Raw genomic sequence first — 23,902 nt, 5'->3', positions numbered from 1 at the left:
TACTTTCTGCATATCTAGTTTTTGCGGAGTATTTTACATTAAATGATATGGTTGCATGTCAATAGAAATAAAAAGATCCTCTTTTCGCATTTCATCATAGAATTGTTCCAGAATTTTATTTAAGTAAAAACGTAGTTTCGGTTCATTTTTATATTTTATCATGCACTGATAACGATATCTATCTTTCATACGAGGAATAGGGGATGGCGTTGGTCCTAAAATCACTGTATTATCGTTAACAACTTTCTGTAATAACTGAACAATATTTTGAGTTGTTTGTGCTGTTTTAACCTTATTTTGGTGAGATACTGTTACTAATGCCAAATAATAATAAGGTGGATACTGAAAGGTTTTTCGCATCCTCATTTCATTTTCATAAAATGTCTGGAAATCATATTGGCTTGCCAACTCAATACTATAATGGTCCGGAGTATATGTCTGTACAATTACTTCACCTTCTAAGGAATGCCTTCCAGCTCTACCACTTACTTGTGTAAGCAGTTGAAAGGTTTTTTCGGATGAACGAAAATCAGGTAAATGTAACATGGAATCTGCGGTTAGAACCCCAACGAGGGTAACATTTTCAAAATCCAACCCCTTTGCTATCATTTGGGTTCCTAATAATATGTTCGCCTCTTGCCTTGCAAACTGGCCGAGCAGTTTTTCATGGGCTCCCTTTCGTCTCGTTGTATCCACATCCATCCGTATGATGCTTGCTTCAGGTAAAAGCTGAGTTAAGGCTTCTTCTACACGCTGTGTCCCTGTACCAAAATAACGGATTAAATCACTTTCACATTCAGGACAGACAATAGGCATAGGCTCTTCATAAGAGCAATAGTGGCACTTTAAATGGTTAGTATTTTTGTGATAGGTTAACGCAATGTCACAATGTGGACATTCCTTCACATGGCCACAATCACGACACATTACAAAAGTAGAATAACCTCTTCGGTTTAATAACAATACAATCTGTTCTCCCTTTTGAAGCCGATCTTCCATCTTCTCTTTTAATTGTCTTGAGAACATCGTCCGATTGCCTGCATGAAGTTCTTTTCTCATGTCTACAATTTCAACTTGTGGCATGCCTTGTTCATTTGTCCGCTTGCTAAGTGTAAGAAGTTTATACACTTCTTTTTTAGCCCTTGCAAACGATTCAAGAGTAGGGGTAGCGCTGCCCAGTACCACAGGACACTTATGTGTTTCGGCACGTCGGATCGCTACATCTCTTGCATGGTATTTGGGCTGGTCCTCTTGTTTATATGTTGTTTCATGTTCCTCATCAATGATAATAATGCCGATGTTTTCAAAAGGAGCAAATATTGCGGACCTGGCGCCAACTACTACTTGAACTTCTTTTCTCTGAATCTTTCTCCATTCATCGTATTTCTCACCCTTGGATAATGCACTATGCATAACAGCAACATTTGTACCAAATCTTCCTTTAAAACGACTCACCATTTGAGGGGTAAGCGCTATTTCTGGAACTAAGACGATTGCTTCCTCACCTTTGTTAATTACCTTTTCGATTGCCTGAAGGTAAATTTCTGTTTTCCCACTTCCTGTTACTCCATGTAATAAAAATACTTCGTGTAATTCTTCTTCAATACTTTTATTAATAGGGGTGATTGCTTTTTGTTGTTCTTTTGTTAATGTCAAAGCAGTTGTGGGCTTAAAATCATTTTCATTATACGGGTTTCTATACACTTCTACGGTGTATGCTTCCAGTAGCGATTTATCCAACAAAGGTTTTAAGGTTGAAGCTGTAGTTCCAATCTTTTTTAAAAGCCCCTGTCTCTCGATCGGTTCTGGATTTTCAATAAAATGCATTAATAGCTGACGTTGTTTTTTTGCATTTTTAGACATATCAACAAGAATTTCTTCCAGATGAGTAATATCTTTTGCAGGTTTTATCATGCTTACTTGTTTCTTTGTGATTTTTGACTTAACAAGATAATTTACGGATACCCCGCCTTCTTGAATCGTCTTTTGTAATTGATAATAACTAATTGTAGAGTATTCAAATTCTTCATACGGAATTGCATCTCTGCCTGCAAATAGAAACTCTAATGGTTCTGGCAACCTCTCTCCTGTTGTTCGGATTAATTCTTTTTTGTACTGGGCTTTTAATACTTGAGGCAGCATCGCTTGTAAAGCAGTAATATAAAAACTGACACTGTCCTTAGCAACCCATTTTCCAAGCTTTAATAGCTCTTCTGTTAAAACAGGGGTGATATCCAAAACTCCATTTATTTCTTTTAGTTTGTCAAGCTCAGAATCATTCGTTTTACCGACTACAAAACCCATCACTTTTCTTGGTCCAAAAGGCACCGTAACACGCATGCCTATTTGAAGTATCTCCATATATTTTTCTGGTATAAGATAATCAAAGGTTTGGTTTATTGCTTTTGATGGTACATCGACAATCACTTTAGCTATATTCAATTTACTTCATCCTTCATATCACGATAAATTAAATTCAGGATATGTTTTGCTACTTCTGCCTTTGTGTTCATTTCCAGTTCCTCTATCTGTTGGTGTTTATTAATATATGTGACAACATTTGTATCACCTTCAAAGCCTGCTCCCTCTTCTGCTACATTATTTACAATAATGGAATCAAGATTTTTCCGTACGAGTTTATCGATTCCATATTCAATTGGCATAGATGTTTCCGCAGCAAAACCAACAAGGTACTGTGTTGTCTTTTTTTCTCCAAGAGAAAGAAGAATATCTTTTGTCCGTTCCATTTCCACATGCCATTCTCCCGGTTGTTTTTTCATTTTATTATCATAAGTTACTTTGGGGCGATAATCCGCCACAGCAGCTGCTTTAATCACAATATCACTCGTATCAAAGTGATGGTGCATAGCTTCATACATATCTTGCGCAGAAACAATATCTATTCGCTTAATTGCTGGGTTTTTTATAGAAAGACTGCAAGGGCCTGCTACAAGGGTAACATCTCCCCCAGCCTCGGCTGCAGCTTCAGCCAAAGCAAAACCCATCTTTCCGGACGAGCGATTACTGAAAAAACGGACTGGATCAATAACTTCTCTTGTTGGACCAGCTGAAATTAATATATTTTTTCCGACAAGAGGCTTAAGCCTGTTTTGATGATTTTCTACTGCTTTAATAATGCTCTCAGGCTCTTCCAACCTTCCTTTTCCAACGTAACCACAAGCTAAATATCCAGCGCCAGGCTCAATAAAATGATGCCCCCATTCCTCCAGCTGTTGCATGTTTCGTTGAACTGCAGGATGTGCATACATGTTCACGTTCATTGCTGGGGCAATATAGATTTCAGCTTGTGTTGCCAAAAGGGTAGTTGAAAGCATATCATCAGCAATACCTGTGGCGATTTTTCCAATGATATTAGCGGTTGCTGGAGCCAGCAATGCTATGTCTGCCCAATCAGCAATATCTATATGCGCAATTTTTTCAGGGTCTTTTTCATCAAATGTATCTACATATACCGGGTTTCTCGATAACGCTTGGAACGTGAGTGGCGAGACGAATTTGGCGGCATGCTCTGTCATCATTACTTTAACATTTGCACCTCGCTGGGTTAATTGACTTGTTAAAGCACAAGCTTTATATGCAGCAATACCTCCTGAGACTCCAAGTAAAATATTCTTTTCAATCAACATATTTAGACCCCTCTCACCTGTAAATAATCTACTCTATTTATACCATACAAAATAGTATAAAGGATAAATACTTACGTTTATACATATACAAATTCATTTGCAGCATTTAGTTACAGCCGTTTTTGACGAACCAAAAATTCCCTTCTTAGCAATAAGCTTAATAGAGATTAAAAATGTAATCAATCGTTTTCTAAATTAAGAAACCCCTCGTCTATCCAACGATGGGGTTTATAGAGAACATATTCATTTAGTTTGAAAAGAGGCATGTACATTTAGTTAGTAAAGCCTCTCACTATTTCAGCCTCTACTCACTGTCTTTTTTTGTCCATCTGCAATCGTAAGCTTCTCGGCAAGTATTTCTTCCAAAGCCATCCCAACATATTTATGTGAGAATGGGTGGTCTACTAAAGGGTTCTTTGTCTCACTCATTTGTCTTGCCCTCATAGCAGATAAAGTTACTAACGTGTACTTAGAATTAATTTTCTCTTGAAGAGCATCAATCGATGGTTCTAACATTACAATTCATCCTCCAATAACTGTTTATATTGCTTTGCAATTCGTTCCCGCTTCAGGTGTTCACTTTGAATAATGGATTGTACTTTTTCTACTGCTAATTCAACTTGATCATTCACAACTACATAATCATACGCATCCATCATCTCAATTTCGTTTCTTGCTTCCTTCAGCCTGTTCAAAACTAACTCTGATGTTTCTGTTCCTCTATTTATGATTCTGTTTTTCAGTTCTTCCAAACTTGGAGGAAAAAGAAAGATGAATACACCCTCAGGAAAATTTTCCTTTACCTGCAAGGCGCCTTGCACCTCAATTTCCAGAAAAACATCATAACCTGCTTCTAGCATTTCCTCTACATATGCTCTGGGTGTACCATAATAATTATTGACATATTTAGCATATTCCAAAAGCTGGTTGTTTTTAATCAGATTTTCAAACTCTTCTCTACTTTTATAGAAATAATCCACTCCATCCTCCTCGCCTGGTCGGATGTCTCTTGTTGTCATGGAAATTGAATATTTCAAATCTGTAGCCTGATTAAAAAGTTCCTTTCTTACTGTACCCTTTCCTACTCCTGATGGGCCAGAAAGAACAAATAAAATACCTTTCTCTTCAATCAAAATAGTTCCTCCTACTATTATACGCTTTAATTATCATCCGTAACTTCTTCGTGACTTAGTACGCGCTGACCAACAGTTTCCGGTTGCACAGCAGATAATACTACATGATCACTATCTGTTATTATAACAGCCCTCGTTCTTCTTCCATAGGTTGCATCAACTAATTTATTATTCTCTCTAGCCACAGCAATAATACGCTTAACCGGTGCGGATTCAGGTGACACAATTGATATCACCCTATTAGCTGACACTACGTTACCAAAACCAATATTTATAAGACGTAAACTCAAATTTGCTCCCCCTAACTACAATGTATCTCATTATACTACAAAAAGTATACATTAAAAAAGTATATCATACTTATCTTTATTACCAAATTACACATAGTGCAAATGATAGTGTATGTTAATATTGGAAAACAGGTTGACGTCATGCTGTCATGTCTATTTATTTAATTATACCTGTGAAAGACTGAGTTGAAAACTTTTTTGTGTGGTTAGTGAAATACTTAGATAAGAAAGTAATAAGTGACTAGTGTTACCTCTTGGAAACTTAAGCAAGAAATCTTAATTATGAGTGTGACCAAGTCGAACTAGTATTTAAGAAGTAAACATAATTGAGTGGTTAAAATGTATCTAATCAGTAAAAGATTATTAATATATTATAATTTTATAGTTATTTAGAGAAAAAGAGGCTGGGCCAAATGAAATTTTATAAAGTTAAAATCCGAACCGATTCATACTAATAATGAATTATGGTTCGGATTTATTTTTTGGAACGAATTAGCGGAGGAAAAACACGCAGACTCCTGGGACTGCGATTACTCGTCCCACCGAAAACCATTGTGGGAGAAAAAGCCTAGCTAAGACCCCGGAGTGCATAGCACGAGGAGGCTTAGCAGCGCCCACGGAAAGCGAAGTGTTTTTCCGGAGCGGGGTTCCCACATTTTAAATAGTTCGTCTTTAGAATAACGTTGTTTAGTTATGTCCCAGCCCCTTATTTTTGGTCATTATTTTTTAGTGAACCCAAATAATACAGTTGGTAACGCGCTTAGACCAAGGATCAGCATCCAATCTCGCAAATTTAGAGATGTTGTATGGAATATTGGCTGCAACGGCTCCCAATAAATCACAATAAGAACTAATAGTAGGGAAGAAATTACGGCAAATACTAGATACATATTTTCAAATGGATTTCTTGAAAATACGGAGTGTTCACTTCGACAATCAAAAACATGAATTAATTGGGCCATAACTAGCGTGGTAAAAGCCATGGTTTGTCCATATACAAGATTGTCGGGGTTGTTCTGATAGGTAATAATAAACGCAAGCAGGGTTACAATCCCGATTACTATTCCTCTTGTAATAATTTTATAACCTAATCCTCTTGCGAAAACGCCTTCACGCGGATTTCTTGGAACTTTCTTCATTACGTCACTTTCCGCCTTATCTAAACCTAACGCCATTGCAGGTAAACCATCTGTAACAAGATTAACCCATAAAATTTGGACTGGGACCAGTGGGAGTGGTAAAGCTAACAACATAGCAAATAACATAACAAGAATTTCACCTACGTTTGATGCTAAAAGATATCGAATAAATTTGCGGATGTTTTCATAAATATTTCTGCCTTCTTGAATAGCAGATTTTATTGTTGCAAAATTATCATCCATTAAGATTAACGAAGAAGCTTCTTTCGTAACATCCGTCCCACTGATTCCCATACTTATTCCAATATCACTAGCCTTTATTGCAGGAGCATCGTTTACCCCATCCCCTGTCATTGCCACAATATGTCCTTTTTCCTGAAAAGCCTCTACAATCTTTAATTTATGTTCTGGTGTTACTCTGGCAAAAACATAAGTGTCTTCAATAACATCTTTTAACTCATTTACAGTTAATTTATTTAATTGATGCCCCTCTAATACAAGCCCATGTTCTGGTAATATGTTTAGTTTTGAAGCTATTGCCTTTGCAGTCTTAACATGGTCGCCAGTTATCATTACGGTACGTATGCCCGCCTGCCGACACTCTTCAATTGCAGACTTCACTTCTTTACGTGGAGGGTCCATCATTCCATACAACCCAATAAAAGTAAGATCCTTTTCAAGAAAGGAGGTTTCCAGAGAGTCATTTTTAGCAAGTGGTTTAACAGCAATAGCAAGAGTTCTTAAAGCCTTATCTGCCATACGTCCAACAGCTTCCTGTATAGATTGGCTATCTACAGCATCAAGTCGGGCTCTTCCACTGGCATTGAAATGAAAGGTGCTCCTTGGGAGTAGTACATCAGGTGCTCCCTTTGTTATCAAAAAACGCATCCCATTTTCATCTTCTATAACTACACTCATCCGCTTTCTATCAGAATCGAAAGGTATCTCTTTCACTATTCGATAATTCTCTTCAATCACAGCAGTTAAACCTAGTTTTCTAGCTACTACAAGCAATGCGCCATCTGTTGGATCCCCATCTACCAAATACTTACCTTTTTTCACTTGTAAATTAGCGTTGTTACAAAGCATTCCATACATAAGCATTTCTTGCAGGTTAGGATATTTCTCATCTAATTTTGTATCAGAGAGGTAGAAGTCCCCTCGAATGTCATAACCATCCCCACTTACGTATAATTGTTTTCCATTTAGAAACAATTCTTTAACAGTCATTTTATTTTCAGTCATCGTTCCCGTTTTATCAGAACAAATGACAGAAGCACATCCCAATGTCTCTACAGCAGAAAGCTTCCTGACAATTGCCTTTTTCCTGATCATACGCTGAACTCCAAGAGATAAAGCTACGGTAACTATGGCTGGAAGACCTTCAGGGATAGCAGCAACAGCCAGTGATATTCCTGCAAGAAACATGTTGTAGACGGGGTGCCCCTGAATTACTCCTAACACTACCACTAATGCAGTTAAGAATAGTGCAACTACGATGAGAATTTTACCTAATTCGGCTAGTTTTCTTTCAAGTGGTGTCATCACTTTCTTTGTATTCACCATTAATGATGCAATTTGCCCCATCATCGTATTCATTCCAGTTCCAACAACGATCCCTATTGCTGAACCTCTTGTTACCAAAGTACCCATGAACCCCATGTTCACTTGGTCTTGCGCATCTACATGATCTCTGTTGATTGGTGTTGCATGTTTCGCTACGGGTAAAGATTCTCCTGTAAGTGCAGATTCCTCGGTTTCCAGACTATTCGATTTAGTTATCCGTACATCCGCAGGAACTCTATCACCACTTGTTATTCTAACAATGTCTCCTACAACTACTTCTCTGGAAGAAACTTTTTCCCATTTTCCATCACGGAAAACATTTGCCATGGGGGCAGAAAGTTCTTTTAACTTCTCAAGTGAATTTTCAGCCTTTTGTTCTTGAAAGTAACCAATAAATCCATTTACCAAAACAATTACCATAATGGCAATAGCATCTACATATTCACCAAGAATTCCTGCTATTAGTGTGGCAGCAAGTAATACAAGTACCATAAAGTCCTGGAACTGTTTTAAAAACAGTAACCATTTAGATATGTTTTTTTGGGATTCCAAAACGTTAAACCCATACTGCTTACGGCGTTGCTCTACTTGCTTTGGACTGAGCCCTCTGTTTGTAACTACGTGCAACTTCTGTTCTACTTTTTCTACGTCTAATTGATACCATTTCATCCACCATTCCTCCAAATCAGCCCTATTATTAACTATGAATACAAACTTAGTTAAAAAAGCTGGTTTTCGCTATTATAGTTAATATCTATGCAGACTTGTCCTAAATAATGCTATAATTGGCGAGAGGTGATTGTATGCCATTTGACGGAATTGTTACGCATGCAGTAACAGAGGAACTAAAAAAAGAGTTAGTACCAGGAAAAATCACAAAAATATATCAACCAACTTCTACAGAAATTGTATTCACAATTAGAAGTCAAGGAACTAATCACACATTAGTACTGTCCATACACCCCACTTATACACGTTTCCATTTGACAAATGACCATTATGTCAATCCACAGGAAGCTCCAATGTTTTGTATGGTGTTAAGAAAGTATTTATCAGGGGCACAACTTGAAAGCATCGAACAGTTTAGTATGGAGCGAATCGTCTCCTTTACCGTTAAGTCAAGAAATGAAATAGGAGATATAAGTACGAAGACACTTACCATCGAATTAATGGGAAAGCACAGTAATATTCTATTAATTGATCAGGAAAAGGGAACCATTATAGATAGTCTCAAACATATCACTATGTCTCAAAATCGACATCGTACGATCATGCCTGGGCATCCTTATAAACTTCCTCCGATGCAGGATAAATTAGACATTTTAACCGCTGATGAGAATGATTTCATAAAAAAACTGGATTTTAATAGTGGAAAAATGGAGATGCAAATAGTTCATGCACTAACTGGATTTTCCCCTTTTATTGCGAAAGAAATAGAAAGAAGAGCAAATCTTGGTTCCGAGCAGAGGTATATGGAGATTTACAAAGAGTTTCAAGCTAATGTTATTAATCATCAGTATGAACCAGCCATTTATCTTGGCACGAAGGAAGACTTTCATGTTTTGCCTTTATCCATCACTAATACAGAAAAGCATTCATTTCACTCAGTTAGTGAAATGCTTGATCATTTCTTCTCAGGTAAGGCGGAACGGGATCGCGTAAAACAACAGGCAAAAGATCTGTATCGTTTTATCAAAAATGAACGAGATAAGAATCAACGTAAAATAAAAAAGCATCAGCAAACAATTAAAAAAGCAGAGAAAGCCGATTTATATCAAAAGTCAGGAGAACTGCTTACTGCTCACTTACATCTTGTGTCAAACGGGGATACATCCGTAACCGTTCAGGATTACTATGATCCAGAACAAAATGATTTGATCATCGAATTAGATCCTCATAAGACGCCAAGTGAAAACGCACAGAGCTACTTTAAAACATATCAAAAGCTGAAGAAATCCAAGGAAGTAATTGAAAAGGAAATGCTGAAAACAGAAAGTGAAATAAATTATCTCGAACAGTTACTTCAGCAAATTGATGTCGCTGGATTGGAAGATATTGAAGAAATACGAGAAGAACTAAGAGAAGAAGGCTATCTTAAGAAACAGTCAAAAAGCAAAAAGAAGAAAAACAAATCAAAAAAGCCGGAACCCGAGAGCTTTGTCTCTTCAGATGGGACTTCAATTATTGTGGGTAAAAATAATAAACAAAATGAGTATGTAACTATGAAGTTAGCTCATCGAGATGATATATGGTTACATACAAAGGATATACCGGGCTCCCACGTGCTCATACGAGCTAAAGAGCCTACTGAGGAAACGATTATGGAAGCAGCCCAGCTCGCAGCTTATTTTAGTAAGTCACAGCAATCTTCCTCTGTTCCTGTTGATTATACAAAAATTCGCTACGTTAAAAAACCAAACGGAGCCAAACCAGGTTATGTTATTTATGAAAATCAGAAAACAGTATTTGTTACACCTAGTAAACAGCTAGTGGAAAAATTAAAAGAAAAAGAGTGAGCTTAGAAGCTCACTCCTTTTTTATACTGCCTTCGCATTAATTTTTACATCGACATTTCCTCTTGTTGCTTTAGAATAAGGACATACTTGATGCGCCGCTTCTGTAAGTTCATCTGCTTCTTCAGGATTAACACCTTCTATATTAACTGTTAGTGTAACCCCAATTTTAAAACCATCATCTTCAGGATCTTTTAAAAGACTTACATCAGCTGTTGTTTCAGAACTTATTTTTTTCTTTTGTTTGGAAGCAACTAAATTTAATGCTCCATCATAACAGGCTGCATATGCAGCAGCAAAAAGCTGCTCTGGGTTCGATCCTTTATCTTCTTTGTTCGTTATTGGGTTAACCAATTCAAGGTCAATAAGCTCATCTTTTGATTTTACATGGCCTTCTCTACCATTTTTTGCAGTTGCTGTTGAAGTAAATAATACATCACTCATTTTTATTCCTCCTTTTAACTACATAAATAGGTATTCCTTTTTAAAGAAGAAAATAAACATCTAAAGAAATGATTGACTTGTTATTGAATTAATAAAGTGGTTCACCTGTGGGAGTTGCTTTACCCCTTCCTGATAACAAATCCATGTGTCTCTGGTCACAGGAATACCTTCCAGGTGAAGAGGAACAAAATGATATTCCTCTTTCATAGAATCAGAAACACTTTCCGGTAAAACCGCCATCCCAAGCCCCTGCTTCATTAATTGCTTACATGTTTCAATCTGATCGACGGTAATTGTTTTTACTGGTTTAATATCTCCCTGATGATGGTACAGCCAATGATCTACCAATTCATTCATACTGTCATCACTTTTAAAAGAGATCAACGGTCTTTCTTTTAAAGTATTGACTGGGAAGGGTTCTGTATCAAAGATATAAAGAGGATCATCAAATAAATGTATACAGGTACTTTCTTTTAGTTTCTCTCCTCTGATGATACAAATATGATAACTTTTATGATGACGTTTAATATTTTCGCTGATTCCAGTTACCAGATCAATCGCAACTTTAGGATACTGTGTTGTGAAGTCTCCAAGTATTGATGGTAAAAAACGTTGACTAATTAATGACGAACAAGCAATGGATAACGTTCCTTGAACCTCTTTGCTGGATTGGGCAATTTTGTTTTTAATTGTTTGTTCCTTTTCGATTACAGTTGCTGCATGCTCCAATATCATCTCACCACTAGGGGTAGGGACTAAACGTTTAGAAGTACGAATGAAAATGGTTTGCCCAAAGTATTCTTCCATATATTTGAGCCTTTGAGTAACTGCAGGTTGGGATATAAGGATTGCCTTAGCTGTTCCTCTGATCGTCCCAATCTCATTTAATTTCAGTAGTAGCATATAATCTTCTATTCTCATTTCTATAACCTCTGATCAAGTATAGTTATTATCCCCATTATAAAGGAAGGCGATATAGGTTGCACGATAGTTAACTTGGTCTGAGAATAATTCTTCTCTACAATCAGATTTAGAATAATTAAGAAAAGCAAAGTGTTTAGTAGCTTTATAATTGATTACGCCACTCCAGCAACCCCGCCTTTTTTTCGGGTGGGAGTTCCCCGTCTTCTACAAGTAGATCCACTAGAGAATCAAAGTTGGTAATAGTATGTAAGTATATTTTTTCTTTTTTAAAGTTTTCTGAGGCTATAGCTAAACCGTAAGTAAAAATAGCTAATACTCCAAGTACTTCTGCACCCGATTTTTCCAATGATTTTGCGGCTTCAATTGAAGATCCTCCTGTAGAGATTAAGTCTTCAATCACTATTACGCGCTGACCTTCTCTTAGATCCCCTTCTATCTGGTTTCCCTTCCCATGCCCTTTAGCTTTACCTCGGACATAGACCATAGGCAAGTCTAGGGCTTCAGCAAGCCACGCAGCATGTGGGATACCTGCAGTGGCACATCCCGCTATAACCTCTGGCTGTTCTTCCATATTTTCGATAAATTGTTTAAAAGCACTAACTATTTTTTTCCGTACCTTTGGATAAGACATTGTCATTCTGTTGTCACAGTATATCGGTGACTTGATTCCGGAAGTCCATGTAAAAAACTTATTTGGATTTATTTGAACTGCTTTAATTTTAACTAACTCTCTTGCCAATTCTTTATTTACTTCCATGTTCAAACTCCTTTATTATTTGGTCATATGCTTGCCTCGGATTAATAGCCTTGGTGATGCTTCTACCAACCACCAAAATATCTGCTCCATTTATTTTAGCAAAATGGGGTGTAGCAATCCGTTTTTGATCATTCTGCTTTGAATCTTCCAATCGAATCCCTGGGGTAACAGTTAAGAATGATGACCCACAAGCTGTTTTTATTGCGTTTGCTTCATGTACGGAGCACACGACTCCATCTGCTCCACTTTCTTTACTCAAAGTAGCAAGACGCACGACTTGCTCTTCTACTTCTCCAGATAAGCGAAGCTCTTTGTTCATCACCGCTTTATCCATGGAGGTTAATACGGTGACTGCTATTAGCTTCGTATTAGGTGATGAAGATGAACCATTGATTAAGCCCTCCTTTGCACGCTTAATCATTTCACTACCACCCGTAGCATGTACGTTTACAATATCCACTTCCATACTTGCCAGGTTGGCCATTGCCCGCATAACCGTTGTAGGAATATCATGAAGCTTTAAATCTAAAAAAATGGGGTGCCCTTTTTCTTTTAATTTTTCAATTAAGGCAGGTCCTTCCCTATAAAACAACTCCATCCCCACTTTCACGGGAATATGTTCCAATTGATGTACTTGTAAAAATTTTTCCGCTTCTTTCCATGTGGGGAAATCCAATGCTAAATAGATTTTGTTGTTCATACGATTACTCCTTTTCCAATTACGTCACTTACCGAACTAAATCCATATTTATCTAATATAGAAGGTAATTCATCAATTAATTCAGAGCATACAAATGGATTTTGAAAATTAGCTGTTCCGACGGCTACTGCACTTGCCCCCGCCAATAAGAACTCTAGGACATCTTCAGCGCTCGTTACTCCTCCCATACCAATTATAGGTATGGATACATGCTGGCTAACATCATGTATCATTCGAATAGCGACTGGTTTAATTGCCTGTCCGGATAGGCCACCTGTTTTATTTGCTAATAAAGGTTTCCTAGATTTAAGATTTATTTGCATTCCAGTAAGGGTATTAATCATCGATAACCCATCAGCACCTGCTTTCTCTACCGCTTTTGCCATTTCCACGATATTGCTTACATTAGGTGATAATTTTACATAAACTGGTAGATCGCTAACCCTTTTGACCATTGCTGTAACTTCTGCAGCCATCAATGGGTCAGTACCAAATTGGATTCCCCCTTCTTTTACGTTAGGACAGGAAATATTTAATTCCAGTGCAGCCACTTGTGGCGCTTCATTAAATGCAGCTGCAACTGCTACATATTCTTCTATAGAACTGCCAGCAATATTCGCAATAATTGATGTATCAAAGTTTGATAAGAACGGAACTTCAGATGCAATAATTTTTTCCACTCCGGGATTCTGCAATCCTATTGCGTTAAGCATACCTGATGAGGTTTCTGCAACCCTTGGGGTGTTATTCCCATACCTTTTGGTTCCTGTCGCAGCCTTCGTAATGATTGCACCTAATTTACTAAGGTCATAAAAGTTACTGTATTCACGTCCAAAACCAAAACAGCCAGATGCGGGCATGATAGGATTTTTTAATTGTAGACCAGGTAATTCAATACGTAAATCTGTCACAAAGATACCTCCTTTGAATGAAAAACAGGTCCATCTTTACATATTTTTTTATAGCCAAAATGATCATTTGTAGGAATAACGCATGCAAAGCAAGCTCCAACTCCACAACCCATTCGCTCTTCCAGCGAGATATAACCACTGCAATCATTTAATTTTGCCGTAACTGCTTTTAGCATTGGTAAAGGCCCACATGTATAATAACACTCAAAATCCTCTACTAAACGTAATGCATCGGTTACAAATCCTTTTTCTCCATAAGAACCATCATTTGTTACAATGATGGTTCTACCTAAAGCTTCAAATTCATCTTCATAAAAAACATGCCCTGCTGATTGAAAACCCAGTATGGAGATAACTTTCTTTCCTTGCTCCACAAGATGTTTTCCAAGAAAGTACATAGGGGGAACTCCAATGCCCCCTCCAATTAATAAGATGGTGTTATCATGTTCTTCAATTTGGAAGCCATTGCCATTAGGCCCTAGGACGTCAAGGTACATTCCATTTTTGTATTCTGAAAGCTTTTTTGTCCCCGGACCATTTATTTTAAATAAAACAGTAATTGTTTCAGCAACCTTATTTATGGATGCAATTGACAGTGGGCGTCTTAACGAGTGGCCTTCAACGAGAATATGCAAAAACTGACCAGGCCTTGCTGTTTGGCTAATATATTTATTTTTAAGTGTTAATTCTACCGTGTCTAAAGCAATAATTCTCCTTTGCGAGATGAGCATTTCAACTTTTTTAATCATACAATTTCAACCTCTTTATTCACAATAGGCTTGGCACTAAATGAAGTAGAATCTATAACATTAACAATGGCATTTGCAGTATCCAGGTTGGTCAAGCAAGCAATGCCATGCTCAACTGCTTCCCTTCTGATTCGAAATCCATCTGAGCGTGGTCGCGTGCCAGATGTTAATGTGTTAACAACAAACTGCACAAGTCCATTTTCAATAATTGATAAGACGTTTGGTTCGTCAGCCCCAATCTTACCTACCTTGGTTACTGGAATTCCAAATCTCTGTAAAAATGCACCAGTCCCCTCTGTTGCATACAAATGAAAGCCGAGTTGATGAAATCGCTCCGCTATAAAACGAACTTCCTCTTTATCCTTATCCGCTACTGTAAGCAACACTGCTCCTTCATGTGGTACACGCAGTCCAGCAGCAATCAAGCCTTTATATAACGCTTTTTCTAGTGTTTTGTCGTAACCAATCGCTTCCCCGGTAGATTTCATCTCTGGTCCAAGCGTAGTATCTACACTACGTAATTTTTCAAAAGAAAAGACTGGAATCTTGACTGATACTTGATCATCTTCTGGTAGGATTCCTGTACGAAACCCTAAGTCTGTCAGCTTTTCACCCAAAATACACTTGGAAGCTATCTTCGCCATAGTTACTCCTGTTATCTTACTAAGGAAAGGAATGGTACGGCTTGCACGTGGATTTACTTCCAATACATAAACCTCTTCATCACGTATGATAAACTGTATATTGATTAGTCCTTTTACTTTTAATGCTTTAGCTAGCTTTATGGTAGCATCCAGACATTTTTGTTTTATTTGCTCACTTAAACGTTGAGGAGGATATACTGCAATGGAGTCACCGGAATGCACACCTGCACGTTCAATATGCTCCATTATTCCTGGCACGATAATTGTTTCTCCGTCACTTATTGCATCAACCTCTACTTCAATACCAGTAATATATTTATCAATCAGAATAGGATGCTCGTTTGTAATGCTGTTTGTTTTTAGTAGGTATGCTTGCAATTCTTCATCATTATAGACAATTTCCATTCTGCTGCCACCTATTACATATGATGGCCTTACTAGTACTGGATAACCAATATGGTTTGCGACTGATGTTGCTTCTGTAAGAGCGAGTACAGACTTCCCTTTGGGTCTTAACAGATTAAGCTCTTCCAATAATATTTCAAATTTATCACGATCTTCAGCCTGATCAATTGCTTCTAAACTTGTACCTAAGATTTTTACCCCTCTCCGTTCAAGCCCAGCTGCAAGGTTGATGGCGGTCTGACCACCAAACTGTACAATGACTCCTTCAGGTTTCTCCAAATCAATCACATGCATAACATCTTCTAATGTTAATGGTTCAAAATATAGTTTATCTGATATGCTAAAATCAGTAGATACTGTTTCCGGGTTGTTATTCATAATAATTGCTTCATAACCCATTTCTTTAATGGCTAATACAGAATGAACTGTAGCATAATCAAACTCAATTCCTTGTCCGATGCGAATCGGACCAGAACCTAATACTAACACTTTCTTTCTTTCAGTGATTATTGATTCATTTTCATCCTCATAGGTACTGTAAAAATATGGAGTAACAGATTCGAACTCAGCAGCACATGTATCAACCATTTTATAAATTGGTATTAAATTGTTTTCTTTTCTGAATTGGTAAATTTCATCAATATCCCTATTCCATAACCCTGCAATATGTTCATCTGAAAATCCTCGTTCTTTGGTTGACTTTAAAATATTGTACTCATACAGATTTTCACGTAATTCCATTTCCATCTGTACTAATTTTTGTATCTTATTAAGGAAGTATCGATCTATTTTTGTATAGTGGAAGAGCTCATCAATAGTCATCTCTCTTCTAAAGGCCTCAGCGATTACAAAGATTCTTTCATCATCTGCTTTAATTAGACGTTCAATGATTTTCTGTTTGGATAGTTTTGCAATATGTTCCATATAAAGTGATTCCGTGCCAATATCCAATGAACGTACCCCTTTTAACAATGATTCTTCAAAATTACGCCCAATCGACATAACTTCTCCTGTTGCTTTCATTTGGGTACCGAGATAACGATCACCTGTAATGAATTTATCAAATGGAAAGCGCGGAAGTTTTGAAACTACATAGTCAAGAGCAGGTTCATAACAGGCGTAGGTTTTCCCTGTTATTGGGTTAATGATTTCATCCAAGCTCAGACCAACAGCTATCTTGGCGGCCATTTTCGCAATTGGATAACCGGTTGCTTTAGAAGCGAGCGCAGATGATCGGCTTACCCTTGGATTAACTTCAATAATATAATATTGAAAACTATGAGGATCAATAGCTAATTGTACATTACAGCCACCTTCAATTTTCAATGCCCTAATTATTCTCAAAGATGCGTTTCTTAATAATTGGTTTTCTCGGTCACTTAACGTTTGCGAAGGAGCAACCACGATCGAATCTCCTGTATGTATACCAACAGGGTCTACATTTTCCATATTGCAAACAACAATTGCTTGATCTTTTTGATCTCTCATTACTTCATATTCAATTTCTTTAAAGCCAGCGATATTCTTCTCAATTAAACATTGGTTTACTGGAGATAGTGACAATCCATTTCTTGTAATTGCCTTTAATTCTGAAAGGTCTGCACACATACCTCCCCCTGTTCCCCCAAGAGTATAAGCAGGTCGGACAATTAATGGAAAACCTATTTGTGCAGCAAATTCACAAGCTTCTTCTACTGTATGAACAATTTGACTATCAGGGACAGGCTCATTTAGCTCCTTCATTAGTTTTCTAAATTTATCACGATCTTCCGCCTGTTGGATTGCTTCTAAAGAACTACCTAATAAATTCACATGATATTCTTCTAATATTCCAGATTCATCTAATGCCACTGCCAAATTTAAACCAGTTTGTCCCCCAAGTGTAGGAAGAAGAGCATCCGGCTTTTCTACCCTGATAATCTTCGTAAGAAATTCAACAGTTAATGGTTCCATATATACTTTATCAGCTACCGTATGGTCCGTCATAATTGTAGCTGGATTTGAATTGGCCAAGATAACTGTATAACCTTCTTCTTTTAGCGCTTGACATGCTTGCGTACCAGAGTAATCAAATTCTGCGGCCTGCCCGATGACGATGGGCCCTGACCCAATAACGAGGATTTTTTTTATTTTTGTATTTTTAGGCATATATCTTCTCCTCCTTCGGTTGGTCTACAATTAACTTGCTAATAAATGAATCAAAGAAATGACTGGTATCTTCGGGACCAGGGGAGCTTTCCGGATGGAACTGAACGGAAAACGCAGGATAAACCCGATGTTTTATACCTTCTACTGTATTATCATTAAGTGCAACATGAGTTAATAACAATTCAGTATTATTAAGAGAAGCTTTCTTTACAGCATAGCTATGGTTTTGAGAGGTGATATACGTTTTTTCTGTTTCCAGATCCTTCACTGGATGGTTACCACCTCGATGTCCAAATTTCATCTTTTCTGTGTCAGCTCCACATGCTAAGGCTAATAGCTGGTGCCCTAAGCAAATACCAAAAATAGGAAGTTTATCAATAATATTCTTTATCATATGTATAGCTTCTGGAACGTCTTTTGGATTTCCAGGCCCATTTGTTAGGACAATGCCATCTGGCTTTAAGCGTAAAATTTGTTCAGAACTGTAATTATATGGCACAACCGTTACATGGCATTGCCGTTCTGTCAGCTCTCGTAAAATACCATGCTTCATTCCAAAATCTACAACTACAATCCGCTTTCCTCTGCCTGGCACCACGTATGGTGTTACTGTAGAAGTCTGCTTCACCTGATCTGCAGGTAAATTTGTTACGTGCATAGTTTCTTTTACTTCTTCAACCGGTTGATCTATTGGAACAATTGTTGCTTTCATTGTCCCATGCTGCCGAATGATTCTAGTCAGTTTCCTTGTGTCAATCCCTGTTATTCCGGGAATATTATTTGCTTTTAAATAACTGTCTAATGTTTCTTCACTTCGGAAGTTTGACGGGTGCTCACAGACTTCCTTCGCAACAAAACCTCTTATAAAAGGGGTCACCGTCTCAAAATCTTCACGGTTAATGCCATAATTTCCTATTTGGGGATATGTCATCATAACAATTTGTCCACAATAGGAGGGGTCAGAAATAACTTCCTGATAGCCGGTCATGCCTGTGTTAAATACAATTTCTCCAAATGCAGAAGTGTCACTGCCAATACTTTCTCCTGTAAATACAGTACCGTCCTCTAATATAAGCTGTCTATTATCCATTCATATCCCCCTCGAAAACTATTTCCCCATCAACTATTGTCATTACAGGTATACCTGATACTATCCAATCTTGAAAAGGTGTATTTCTCCCCTTGGATTGAAATGTTTCCTTATTTATTTTTAACTCTTTTTCCAAGTTAACAATCGTAATATCTGCAATCGTGTTCTCATCTAATTTTCCATATGGCAATTGGAAAACTTCTGCAGGTTTTTTGGTTAACCAATCAACTAGCTGGTGCAGCTTAATTTTTTCTGTTTTAACCAAATATGTATAAAGTAGAGAAAATGCTGTTTCCAGACCTACAATGCCAAAAGGAGCATTCAAAAACCCTTGTGATTTTTCTTCCTCTGCATGTGGAGCATGATCTGTTGCGATAAAATCAATCGTACCATCTAACAGTCCCTCTAATAATGCTTCCTGATCTTCCTTGGCGCGTAATGGAGGATTCATTTTATAATTTGAATCTTGATCTTTAATATTGTTTTCATTTAATAATAAATGATGAGGGGTAACCTCAGCTGTTACGTGGATGCCAGCCCTTTTTGCATCTCTAATTACTCTAACGGATTCTTTGGAGCTTACATGACAGACATGATAATGACATCCGGCAGCTTCAGCCAATAACACATCCCTGGCAATTTGTACTGACTCACTTAGTGCAGGTAATCCTGGAAGATTTAGTCTATTACTTACATCCCCATCATGCACAACACCACCATAGACAATAGAGTTATCTTCGCAATGAGCAACAATAGCTTTTCCAGAAGCGGCTGCCTGCTTCATAGCTTTTAACATAAAATCAGCAGTTTGTATGCCCACGCCATCATCTGTAAAGGCAAAAGCCCCTGCCATGACTAATTCATCAATATTTGTTAATTCTTCACCTTTTAAATCTTTTGTGATTGCTGCATATGGCAACACACGAACCTTTGCCTCTTTTTTAATTTTTTCGACCAATTTTTCCAAAGTTTCTTTTCGATCAGGAACCGGATTCGTATTCGGCATGGCACATACAGTTGTAAAACCACCTTTCGCAGCCGCCAGCGTTCCCGTTTTAATTGTTTCCTTGTGTTCCCCGCCGGGCTCGCGCAAATGTATATGCACATCAATAAACCCTGGTAAGACAACATTTCCATTACAATCTATGTTGCGATCTGCGTTTTCACGGATAGCTGATTTTATTTGTTTAATACGATTTCCTTCAATTAAAATTTCACATGGTTCTAATTCATACACTGACGACAGTCTTCTCGCGTTTTTCAATAATATTTTCATTTAATAACCCCCATTCTTGTAATAATTCAATCATTATTGCCATCCTTATAAACACTCCATTATTCATTTGCTTAAAAATTCTGGATCGCTCACATTCTACCAAGTCAGAGTCTATTTCCACTCCACGATTTATTGGGGCAGGATGTAAAATAATTGCATGCTTCTGCATTCTTTTTTCTCTTTCCTTTGTCAGCCCATAATTTTTCAGGTAATCATCAATAAATGAGTTGGTTGTGTGCCGCTCATGTTGAATACGCAAAAGCATCAAAGCATCGCATTTCTTAGTAGCTTCATCTATCGTTATATAAGGAAAGTCTAAGCTATGATCTTCAAAACCAGGAGCTGCACAAAGGCTAACCTTTGCCCCAAGCCTTTTAAGAGCATTAGCGTTGGAACGAGCAACCCTACTGTGCTTAATATCTCCTACAATAACTACATTTAATCCTCTTAATCTACCAAACTCTTGATATAAAGTTAAAAGGTCTAATAAACATTGGGTAGGGTGTTCCGCCTTTCCAGCGCCTCCATTAATAATTGGTATCGAAATTTGATCTTGCAGGTCCTCAAACCATGTATCAGCATGGTGTCGAACAATAAGTAAATTAGCTCCTATCGATTCGAACGTCTTCGCAGTATCATATAGTGTTTCACCTTTTCTCGTGCTGGAAATATCCTCGTGCAGATCTAACACTTCCAATCCAAGCTTTCTCTGTGCAACAATAAAACTCATTTTTGTTCTTGTACTTGGTTCGAAAAATAAATTTGCAGCAAAGATTTGGTCGTTGACTTTTTTATTTTCGTTTCGCAGTGATTCGGCAGTATCTAAAAGGGAATGAATTTCTTTCACACTCAATTGGTTTACTGAAATAAAATGTCTCATAATTCCTCTCCTTTATCATCAACGAATAGATTTTTCTTACAAATTTCAAGTGCCTTCTTTTTTTCCATAAAAAAACCTCCTTGCAAAAGGCTGCAAAGAGGTATACGTATTGAGCATACGTATTTTCAGGGCAACCTTATAGACCTCTCTGGATCTAGTTAAAGGTTTCATAATTTAGTTTTACTTTTCATAAATAGATACTTGATCTGCATTATCTATTTCATCTAGCTGAACAACAATGATCTCCTTATCCGAGGTAGGTATGTTCTTTCCTACATAATCTGCACGGATTGGTAATTCTCTGTGTCCTCGGTCTACTAATACACCAAGCTGAATTTGTGATGGACGGGCAATGTCCATAATAGCATCCAAAGCTGCTCTTACAGTACGTCCCGTATATAACACATCATCTACAAGGATAACTGTTTTTCCTGAAAGGTCAACCTCAATATTGGTTTCTTTTAATTCAGGGTCCTGGTGCGTTGTGCTTTTTTCTAAGTCATCTCGATACAATGTAATATCCAATTCCCCAATAGGAACTTCAATATTTTCTATTTGCCGGATTTTATCATGTAATCGTTTGGTCAGCGGGACTCCTCTTGTCTTAATACCCACTAGCACAACATCTTCTACCCCTTTGTTCCTCTCAACAATTTCATGGGCAACTCTTGTTAAAGCTCGACTAATTGCAGGTTTATCAAGAATGTCTGTCTTCTTCTTCATGTTCATCACCCTTCTCATAGAAAAATCCCTTTCTCTATGAGGAGAAAAGGGATTGGTTTATGCATATCATACATATTCCAAACATAACGCTTCCTTTAAGCCTCACAGGACTAGATTAAAGGTTCATCCATTTGCTATATTATTTCAAATTGCTCTCTCTCTGTCAATACATTTTTTCAATATAAGATAAAACTTCTTTAAACTGCTCAGGAGCTTCAACTTCAAAATCCAGCCAATCTTTCGTTATAGGGTGAGTAAATCCAAGCTTTTTGGCATGTAAAGCTTGACCACCTATATCCATTGTTTTTCTTGGCCCGTACTTAGGATCCCCTACTAATGGATAACCAATATATTTCATATGTACCCGGATCTGGTGAGTCCTTCCAGTTTCCAACTGACACTCAATATACGTATAATCTGGAAAATGCTGCAAAACACGAAAATGCGTTACTGCTGGTTTTCCATTATCGACTACCGACATTTTTTGCCGGTCCTTGGGATCACGACCAATCGGTGCATCAATTAAACCAGTCTCATGAGCAATCTCCCCATGAACTATTGCTACGTACTTACGCTCTATCGTTTTTGCGGCCATTTGATCTGAAAGATGGGTATGGGCAATATCGTTCTTAGCAACAACTAACAGACCGCTTGTATCCTTATCAATACGATGAACAATACCTGGACGTTCTACACCATTTATTCCGGATAAATCATTGCAGTGATATAATAAAGCATTAACTAAAGTACCTGATTGATGGCCTGCTGATGGGTGAACTACCATTCCTTTTGGTTTGTTGACTACCAATAAGTCAGTATCCTCATATACAATATCTAACGGAATATTTTCTGCTTGTATATTTAATGGTTCAGTCTGTGGAACCGTCCACTCTATCACATCACCAGGTTGGCATTTATAATTTGCTTTAACATCTTCACTGTTAACTTTTACTAAATTCAAGTTAATCCACAACTGTATTTGTGAGCGGGAAGTATCTGGATTGACGTCTGACAATAACTTGTCGAGTCTCGTTTTAGCCTGCTCTGATGTAACACTATAATTAAATATCTTCGTCATTTATTATTTTCCTTCCTTTCCTTTCTCTCATCTAAAACTGTAGTAATGATGATAAGGAAAACACCCACTACTAAAGCAGAGTCTGCAACATTAAAAATAGGAAAGTCGTAATTGAAAATGATAAAATCAAAAAAGTCTACCACTTCGTGTCGAAATAACCTATCTATAAAGTTCCCGATTGCACCACCTAAAATAAAGGCTAACGATACTCCAAGCAACCTATTTGTTTTCGCATATTTTTGCATATAAACAACTACACCTATAACCACCACAATGGTAATGATATAAAAAAATATCATCTGGCCCTGGAGAATTCCCCAGGCAGCACCTTTATTACGATGTGATGTGAGATAAAAGAAATCATTAATTATTGTTATTCTTTCGCCAATCTGCATTGATTGTTCTATAAGCCACTTTGTTAATTGATCCAATCCGATGATAATCAATGCAAAAAGATAATATAAATACATTCTATTTCCCCCGATTCCAATAGCTAAGTCTTTTTTATCTTAAACGCAAACTCATAAATTATCAACAGATTATAACAAAAGACTAAACAAGACTCCATTTAACCTAACGAATAAAACAATAGTTACCAACTAATTGTTCTTTTATATTACCCTTTATTTCATAGTTGGAGGAAACTGCGACGTAGTGAAAACTTATTTCCCAATTAATATAAAATAGCTAAATAACACCGCTACGGAAAAATACTACGCATTCCGGGGTCTCACCGATGCCTCACCTTCCCCAGGAGTCTCCGTATTTTTCCTTCGCTACTATTTACTATTATACCTAGGAAGAAAAATTGCGTCTGCATACCCCAGAATATGCTGTGTACGAATTGATTGGAGTGGAGGGCGGCGACTCCTGCCGGAATAGCAT

20 protein-coding genes are annotated in these 23,902 nt (G+C 37.4%); 1 reads left to right on the top strand and 19 read right to left on the bottom strand.

Annotated elements, in window-relative coordinates; all coding sequences use genetic code 11:
• Positions 1-33 precede the first annotated feature (33 nt).
• The 6 genes from priA to JCM12304_RS12745 form a co-directional block, all read right to left on the bottom strand.
• Complete coding sequence (gene priA, locus JCM12304_RS12770; RefSeq protein WP_060680796.1) at positions 34-2,442, bottom strand: primosomal protein N'; 2,409 nt, start codon at positions 2,440-2,442, stop codon at positions 34-36.
• Entirely contained in the window at positions 2,439-3,647 is a 1,209-nt protein-coding gene (coaBC, locus tag JCM12304_RS12765) for a bifunctional phosphopantothenoylcysteine decarboxylase/phosphopantothenate--cysteine ligase CoaBC (RefSeq protein ID WP_060680794.1), read from the bottom strand. Before coaBC ends, priA begins: the two co-directional genes overlap by 4 nt.
• 297 nt (positions 3,648-3,944) lie before the next feature.
• Positions 3,945-4,163, bottom strand: a complete 219-nt coding sequence (gene rpoZ / locus JCM12304_RS12760; RefSeq protein ID WP_060680792.1) for a DNA-directed RNA polymerase subunit omega — start codon at positions 4,161-4,163, stop codon at positions 3,945-3,947.
• Positions 4,163-4,780 carry a guanylate kinase gene (gene gmk, locus JCM12304_RS12755; RefSeq protein WP_019376526.1) on the bottom strand — a complete coding sequence of 206 codons (618 nt, stop codon included), beginning with the start codon at positions 4,778-4,780 and terminating at the stop codon, positions 4,163-4,165. Before gmk ends, rpoZ begins: the two co-directional genes overlap by 1 nt.
• Positions 4,781-4,806: 26 nt before the next feature.
• A complete protein-coding gene (remA, locus tag JCM12304_RS12750) occupies positions 4,807-5,070 on the bottom strand; it encodes an extracellular matrix/biofilm regulator RemA (RefSeq protein ID WP_019376527.1) in 264 nt (87 codons plus the stop codon).
• 719 nt (positions 5,071-5,789) lie between these two features.
• Positions 5,790-8,444, bottom strand: a complete 2,655-nt coding sequence (locus tag JCM12304_RS12745) for a calcium-translocating P-type ATPase, SERCA-type (protein ID WP_019376528.1) — start codon at positions 8,442-8,444, stop codon at positions 5,790-5,792.
• Positions 8,445-8,578: 134 nt separating this feature from the next.
• Here JCM12304_RS12745 and JCM12304_RS12740 point away from each other — a divergent pair, with 134 nt between their 5' ends.
• A complete protein-coding gene (locus tag JCM12304_RS12740) occupies positions 8,579-10,291 on the top strand; it encodes an Rqc2 family fibronectin-binding protein (RefSeq protein WP_060680790.1) in 1,713 nt (570 codons plus the stop codon).
• A 21-nt stretch (positions 10,292-10,312) separates the two neighbouring features.
• Here JCM12304_RS12740 and JCM12304_RS12735 read toward each other — a convergent pair whose 3' ends face one another.
• From JCM12304_RS12735 to lspA, 13 genes are all read right to left on the bottom strand, one after another.
• Positions 10,313-10,732, bottom strand: coding sequence for an organic hydroperoxide resistance protein (locus tag JCM12304_RS12735; RefSeq protein ID WP_019376530.1), 420 nt, complete (start codon positions 10,730-10,732; stop codon positions 10,313-10,315).
• Between the two features lie 60 nt (positions 10,733-10,792).
• Positions 10,793-11,653, bottom strand: a complete 861-nt coding sequence (locus tag JCM12304_RS12730; RefSeq protein WP_019376531.1) for a LysR family transcriptional regulator — start codon at positions 11,651-11,653, stop codon at positions 10,793-10,795.
• Between the two features lie 145 nt (positions 11,654-11,798).
• Complete coding sequence (pyrE, locus tag JCM12304_RS12725) at positions 11,799-12,413, bottom strand: orotate phosphoribosyltransferase (protein ID WP_060680788.1); 615 nt, start codon at positions 12,411-12,413, stop codon at positions 11,799-11,801.
• A complete protein-coding gene (gene pyrF, locus JCM12304_RS12720; protein ID WP_060680785.1) occupies positions 12,400-13,113 on the bottom strand; it encodes an orotidine-5'-phosphate decarboxylase in 714 nt (237 codons plus the stop codon). Before pyrF ends, pyrE begins: the two co-directional genes overlap by 14 nt.
• Positions 13,110-14,024 (bottom strand): dihydroorotate dehydrogenase, encoded by a 915-nt coding sequence (locus tag JCM12304_RS12715; RefSeq protein ID WP_082388043.1) that lies wholly within the window; start codon positions 14,022-14,024, stop codon positions 13,110-13,112. Before JCM12304_RS12715 ends, pyrF begins: the two co-directional genes overlap by 4 nt.
• A complete protein-coding gene (locus JCM12304_RS12710; RefSeq protein ID WP_060680783.1) occupies positions 14,021-14,773 on the bottom strand; it encodes a dihydroorotate dehydrogenase electron transfer subunit in 753 nt (250 codons plus the stop codon). The genes JCM12304_RS12715 and JCM12304_RS12710 overlap by 4 nt, the downstream gene beginning before the upstream one ends.
• Positions 14,770-17,970, bottom strand: a complete 3,201-nt coding sequence (carB, locus tag JCM12304_RS12705; RefSeq protein WP_060680782.1) for a carbamoyl-phosphate synthase large subunit — start codon at positions 17,968-17,970, stop codon at positions 14,770-14,772. Before carB ends, JCM12304_RS12710 begins: the two co-directional genes overlap by 4 nt.
• Complete coding sequence (locus tag JCM12304_RS12700) at positions 17,963-19,060, bottom strand: carbamoyl phosphate synthase small subunit (protein ID WP_019376537.1); 1,098 nt, start codon at positions 19,058-19,060, stop codon at positions 17,963-17,965. The genes carB and JCM12304_RS12700 overlap by 8 nt, the downstream gene beginning before the upstream one ends.
• Positions 19,053-20,336: a dihydroorotase gene (gene pyrC, locus JCM12304_RS12695; protein ID WP_060680780.1), complete on the bottom strand. Its 1,284-nt coding sequence runs from the start codon at positions 20,334-20,336 to the stop codon at positions 19,053-19,055. The genes JCM12304_RS12700 and pyrC overlap by 8 nt, the downstream gene beginning before the upstream one ends.
• The gene (locus tag JCM12304_RS12690) at positions 20,290-21,216 is read right to left on the bottom strand and encodes an aspartate carbamoyltransferase catalytic subunit (RefSeq protein WP_060680778.1); all 927 of its coding nucleotides are present in this window, start codon (positions 21,214-21,216) and stop codon (positions 20,290-20,292) included. The genes pyrC and JCM12304_RS12690 overlap by 47 nt, the downstream gene beginning before the upstream one ends.
• A gap of 180 nt (positions 21,217-21,396) precedes the next feature.
• Complete coding sequence (gene pyrR, locus JCM12304_RS12685; protein ID WP_019376540.1) at positions 21,397-21,939, bottom strand: bifunctional pyr operon transcriptional regulator/uracil phosphoribosyltransferase PyrR; 543 nt, start codon at positions 21,937-21,939, stop codon at positions 21,397-21,399.
• A 163-nt stretch (positions 21,940-22,102) separates the two neighbouring features.
• Positions 22,103-23,017 carry an RluA family pseudouridine synthase gene (locus JCM12304_RS12680; RefSeq protein ID WP_019376541.1) on the bottom strand — a complete coding sequence of 305 codons (915 nt, stop codon included), beginning with the start codon at positions 23,015-23,017 and terminating at the stop codon, positions 22,103-22,105.
• Positions 23,014-23,487 (bottom strand): signal peptidase II, encoded by a 474-nt coding sequence (gene lspA, locus JCM12304_RS12675; RefSeq protein ID WP_019376542.1) that lies wholly within the window; start codon positions 23,485-23,487, stop codon positions 23,014-23,016. The genes JCM12304_RS12680 and lspA overlap by 4 nt, the downstream gene beginning before the upstream one ends.
• Positions 23,488-23,902 lie beyond the last annotated feature (415 nt).

The organism is Virgibacillus halodenitrificans JCM 12304, from assembly GCF_001310895.1.
In the GTDB taxonomy this organism is placed as follows: Bacteria; Bacillota; Bacilli; order Bacillales; family Amphibacillaceae; genus Virgibacillus_Q; species Virgibacillus_Q halodenitrificans.
The sequence above is the reverse complement of the archived record's forward strand: the minus strand, read 5'-3'. Positions and strand labels throughout refer to the sequence as shown.

What these genes read in the sequence shown, in the direction of transcription:
- coaBC (WP_060680794.1), bottom strand. Translation starts at nt 3,647, where the DNA reads ATGTTGATTGAAAAGAATATTTTACTTGGAGTCTCAGGAGGTATTGCT.
- rpoZ (WP_060680792.1), bottom strand. Translation starts at nt 4,163, where the DNA reads ATGTTAGAACCATCGATTGATGCTCTTCAAGAGAAAATTAATTCTAAG.
- JCM12304_RS12745 (WP_019376528.1), bottom strand. Translation starts at nt 8,444, where the DNA reads ATGAAATGGTATCAATTAGACGTAGAAAAAGTAGAACAGAAGTTGCAC.
- JCM12304_RS12740 (WP_060680790.1), top strand. Translation starts at nt 8,579, where the DNA reads ATGCCATTTGACGGAATTGTTACGCATGCAGTAACAGAGGAACTAAAA.
- JCM12304_RS12735 (WP_019376530.1), bottom strand. Translation starts at nt 10,732, where the DNA reads ATGAGTGATGTATTATTTACTTCAACAGCAACTGCAAAAAATGGTAGA.
- JCM12304_RS12730 (WP_019376531.1), bottom strand. Translation starts at nt 11,653, where the DNA reads ATGAGAATAGAAGATTATATGCTACTACTGAAATTAAATGAGATTGGG.
- pyrE (WP_060680788.1), bottom strand. Translation starts at nt 12,413, where the DNA reads ATGGAAGTAAATAAAGAATTGGCAAGAGAGTTAGTTAAAATTAAAGCA.
- pyrF (WP_060680785.1), bottom strand. Translation starts at nt 13,113, where the DNA reads ATGAACAACAAAATCTATTTAGCATTGGATTTCCCCACATGGAAAGAA.
- JCM12304_RS12710 (WP_060680783.1), bottom strand. Translation starts at nt 14,773, where the DNA reads ATGATTAAAAAAGTTGAAATGCTCATCTCGCAAAGGAGAATTATTGCT.
- carB (WP_060680782.1), bottom strand. Translation starts at nt 17,970, where the DNA reads ATGCCTAAAAATACAAAAATAAAAAAAATCCTCGTTATTGGGTCAGGG.
- JCM12304_RS12700 (WP_019376537.1), bottom strand. Translation starts at nt 19,060, where the DNA reads ATGGATAATAGACAGCTTATATTAGAGGACGGTACTGTATTTACAGGA.
- pyrC (WP_060680780.1), bottom strand. Translation starts at nt 20,336, where the DNA reads ATGAAAATATTATTGAAAAACGCGAGAAGACTGTCGTCAGTGTATGAA.
- JCM12304_RS12690 (WP_060680778.1), bottom strand. Translation starts at nt 21,216, where the DNA reads ATGAGACATTTTATTTCAGTAAACCAATTGAGTGTGAAAGAAATTCAT.
- pyrR (WP_019376540.1), bottom strand. Translation starts at nt 21,939, where the DNA reads ATGAAGAAGAAGACAGACATTCTTGATAAACCTGCAATTAGTCGAGCT.
- JCM12304_RS12680 (WP_019376541.1), bottom strand. Translation starts at nt 23,017, where the DNA reads ATGACGAAGATATTTAATTATAGTGTTACATCAGAGCAGGCTAAAACG.
- lspA (WP_019376542.1), bottom strand. Translation starts at nt 23,487, where the DNA reads ATGTATTTATATTATCTTTTTGCATTGATTATCATCGGATTGGATCAA.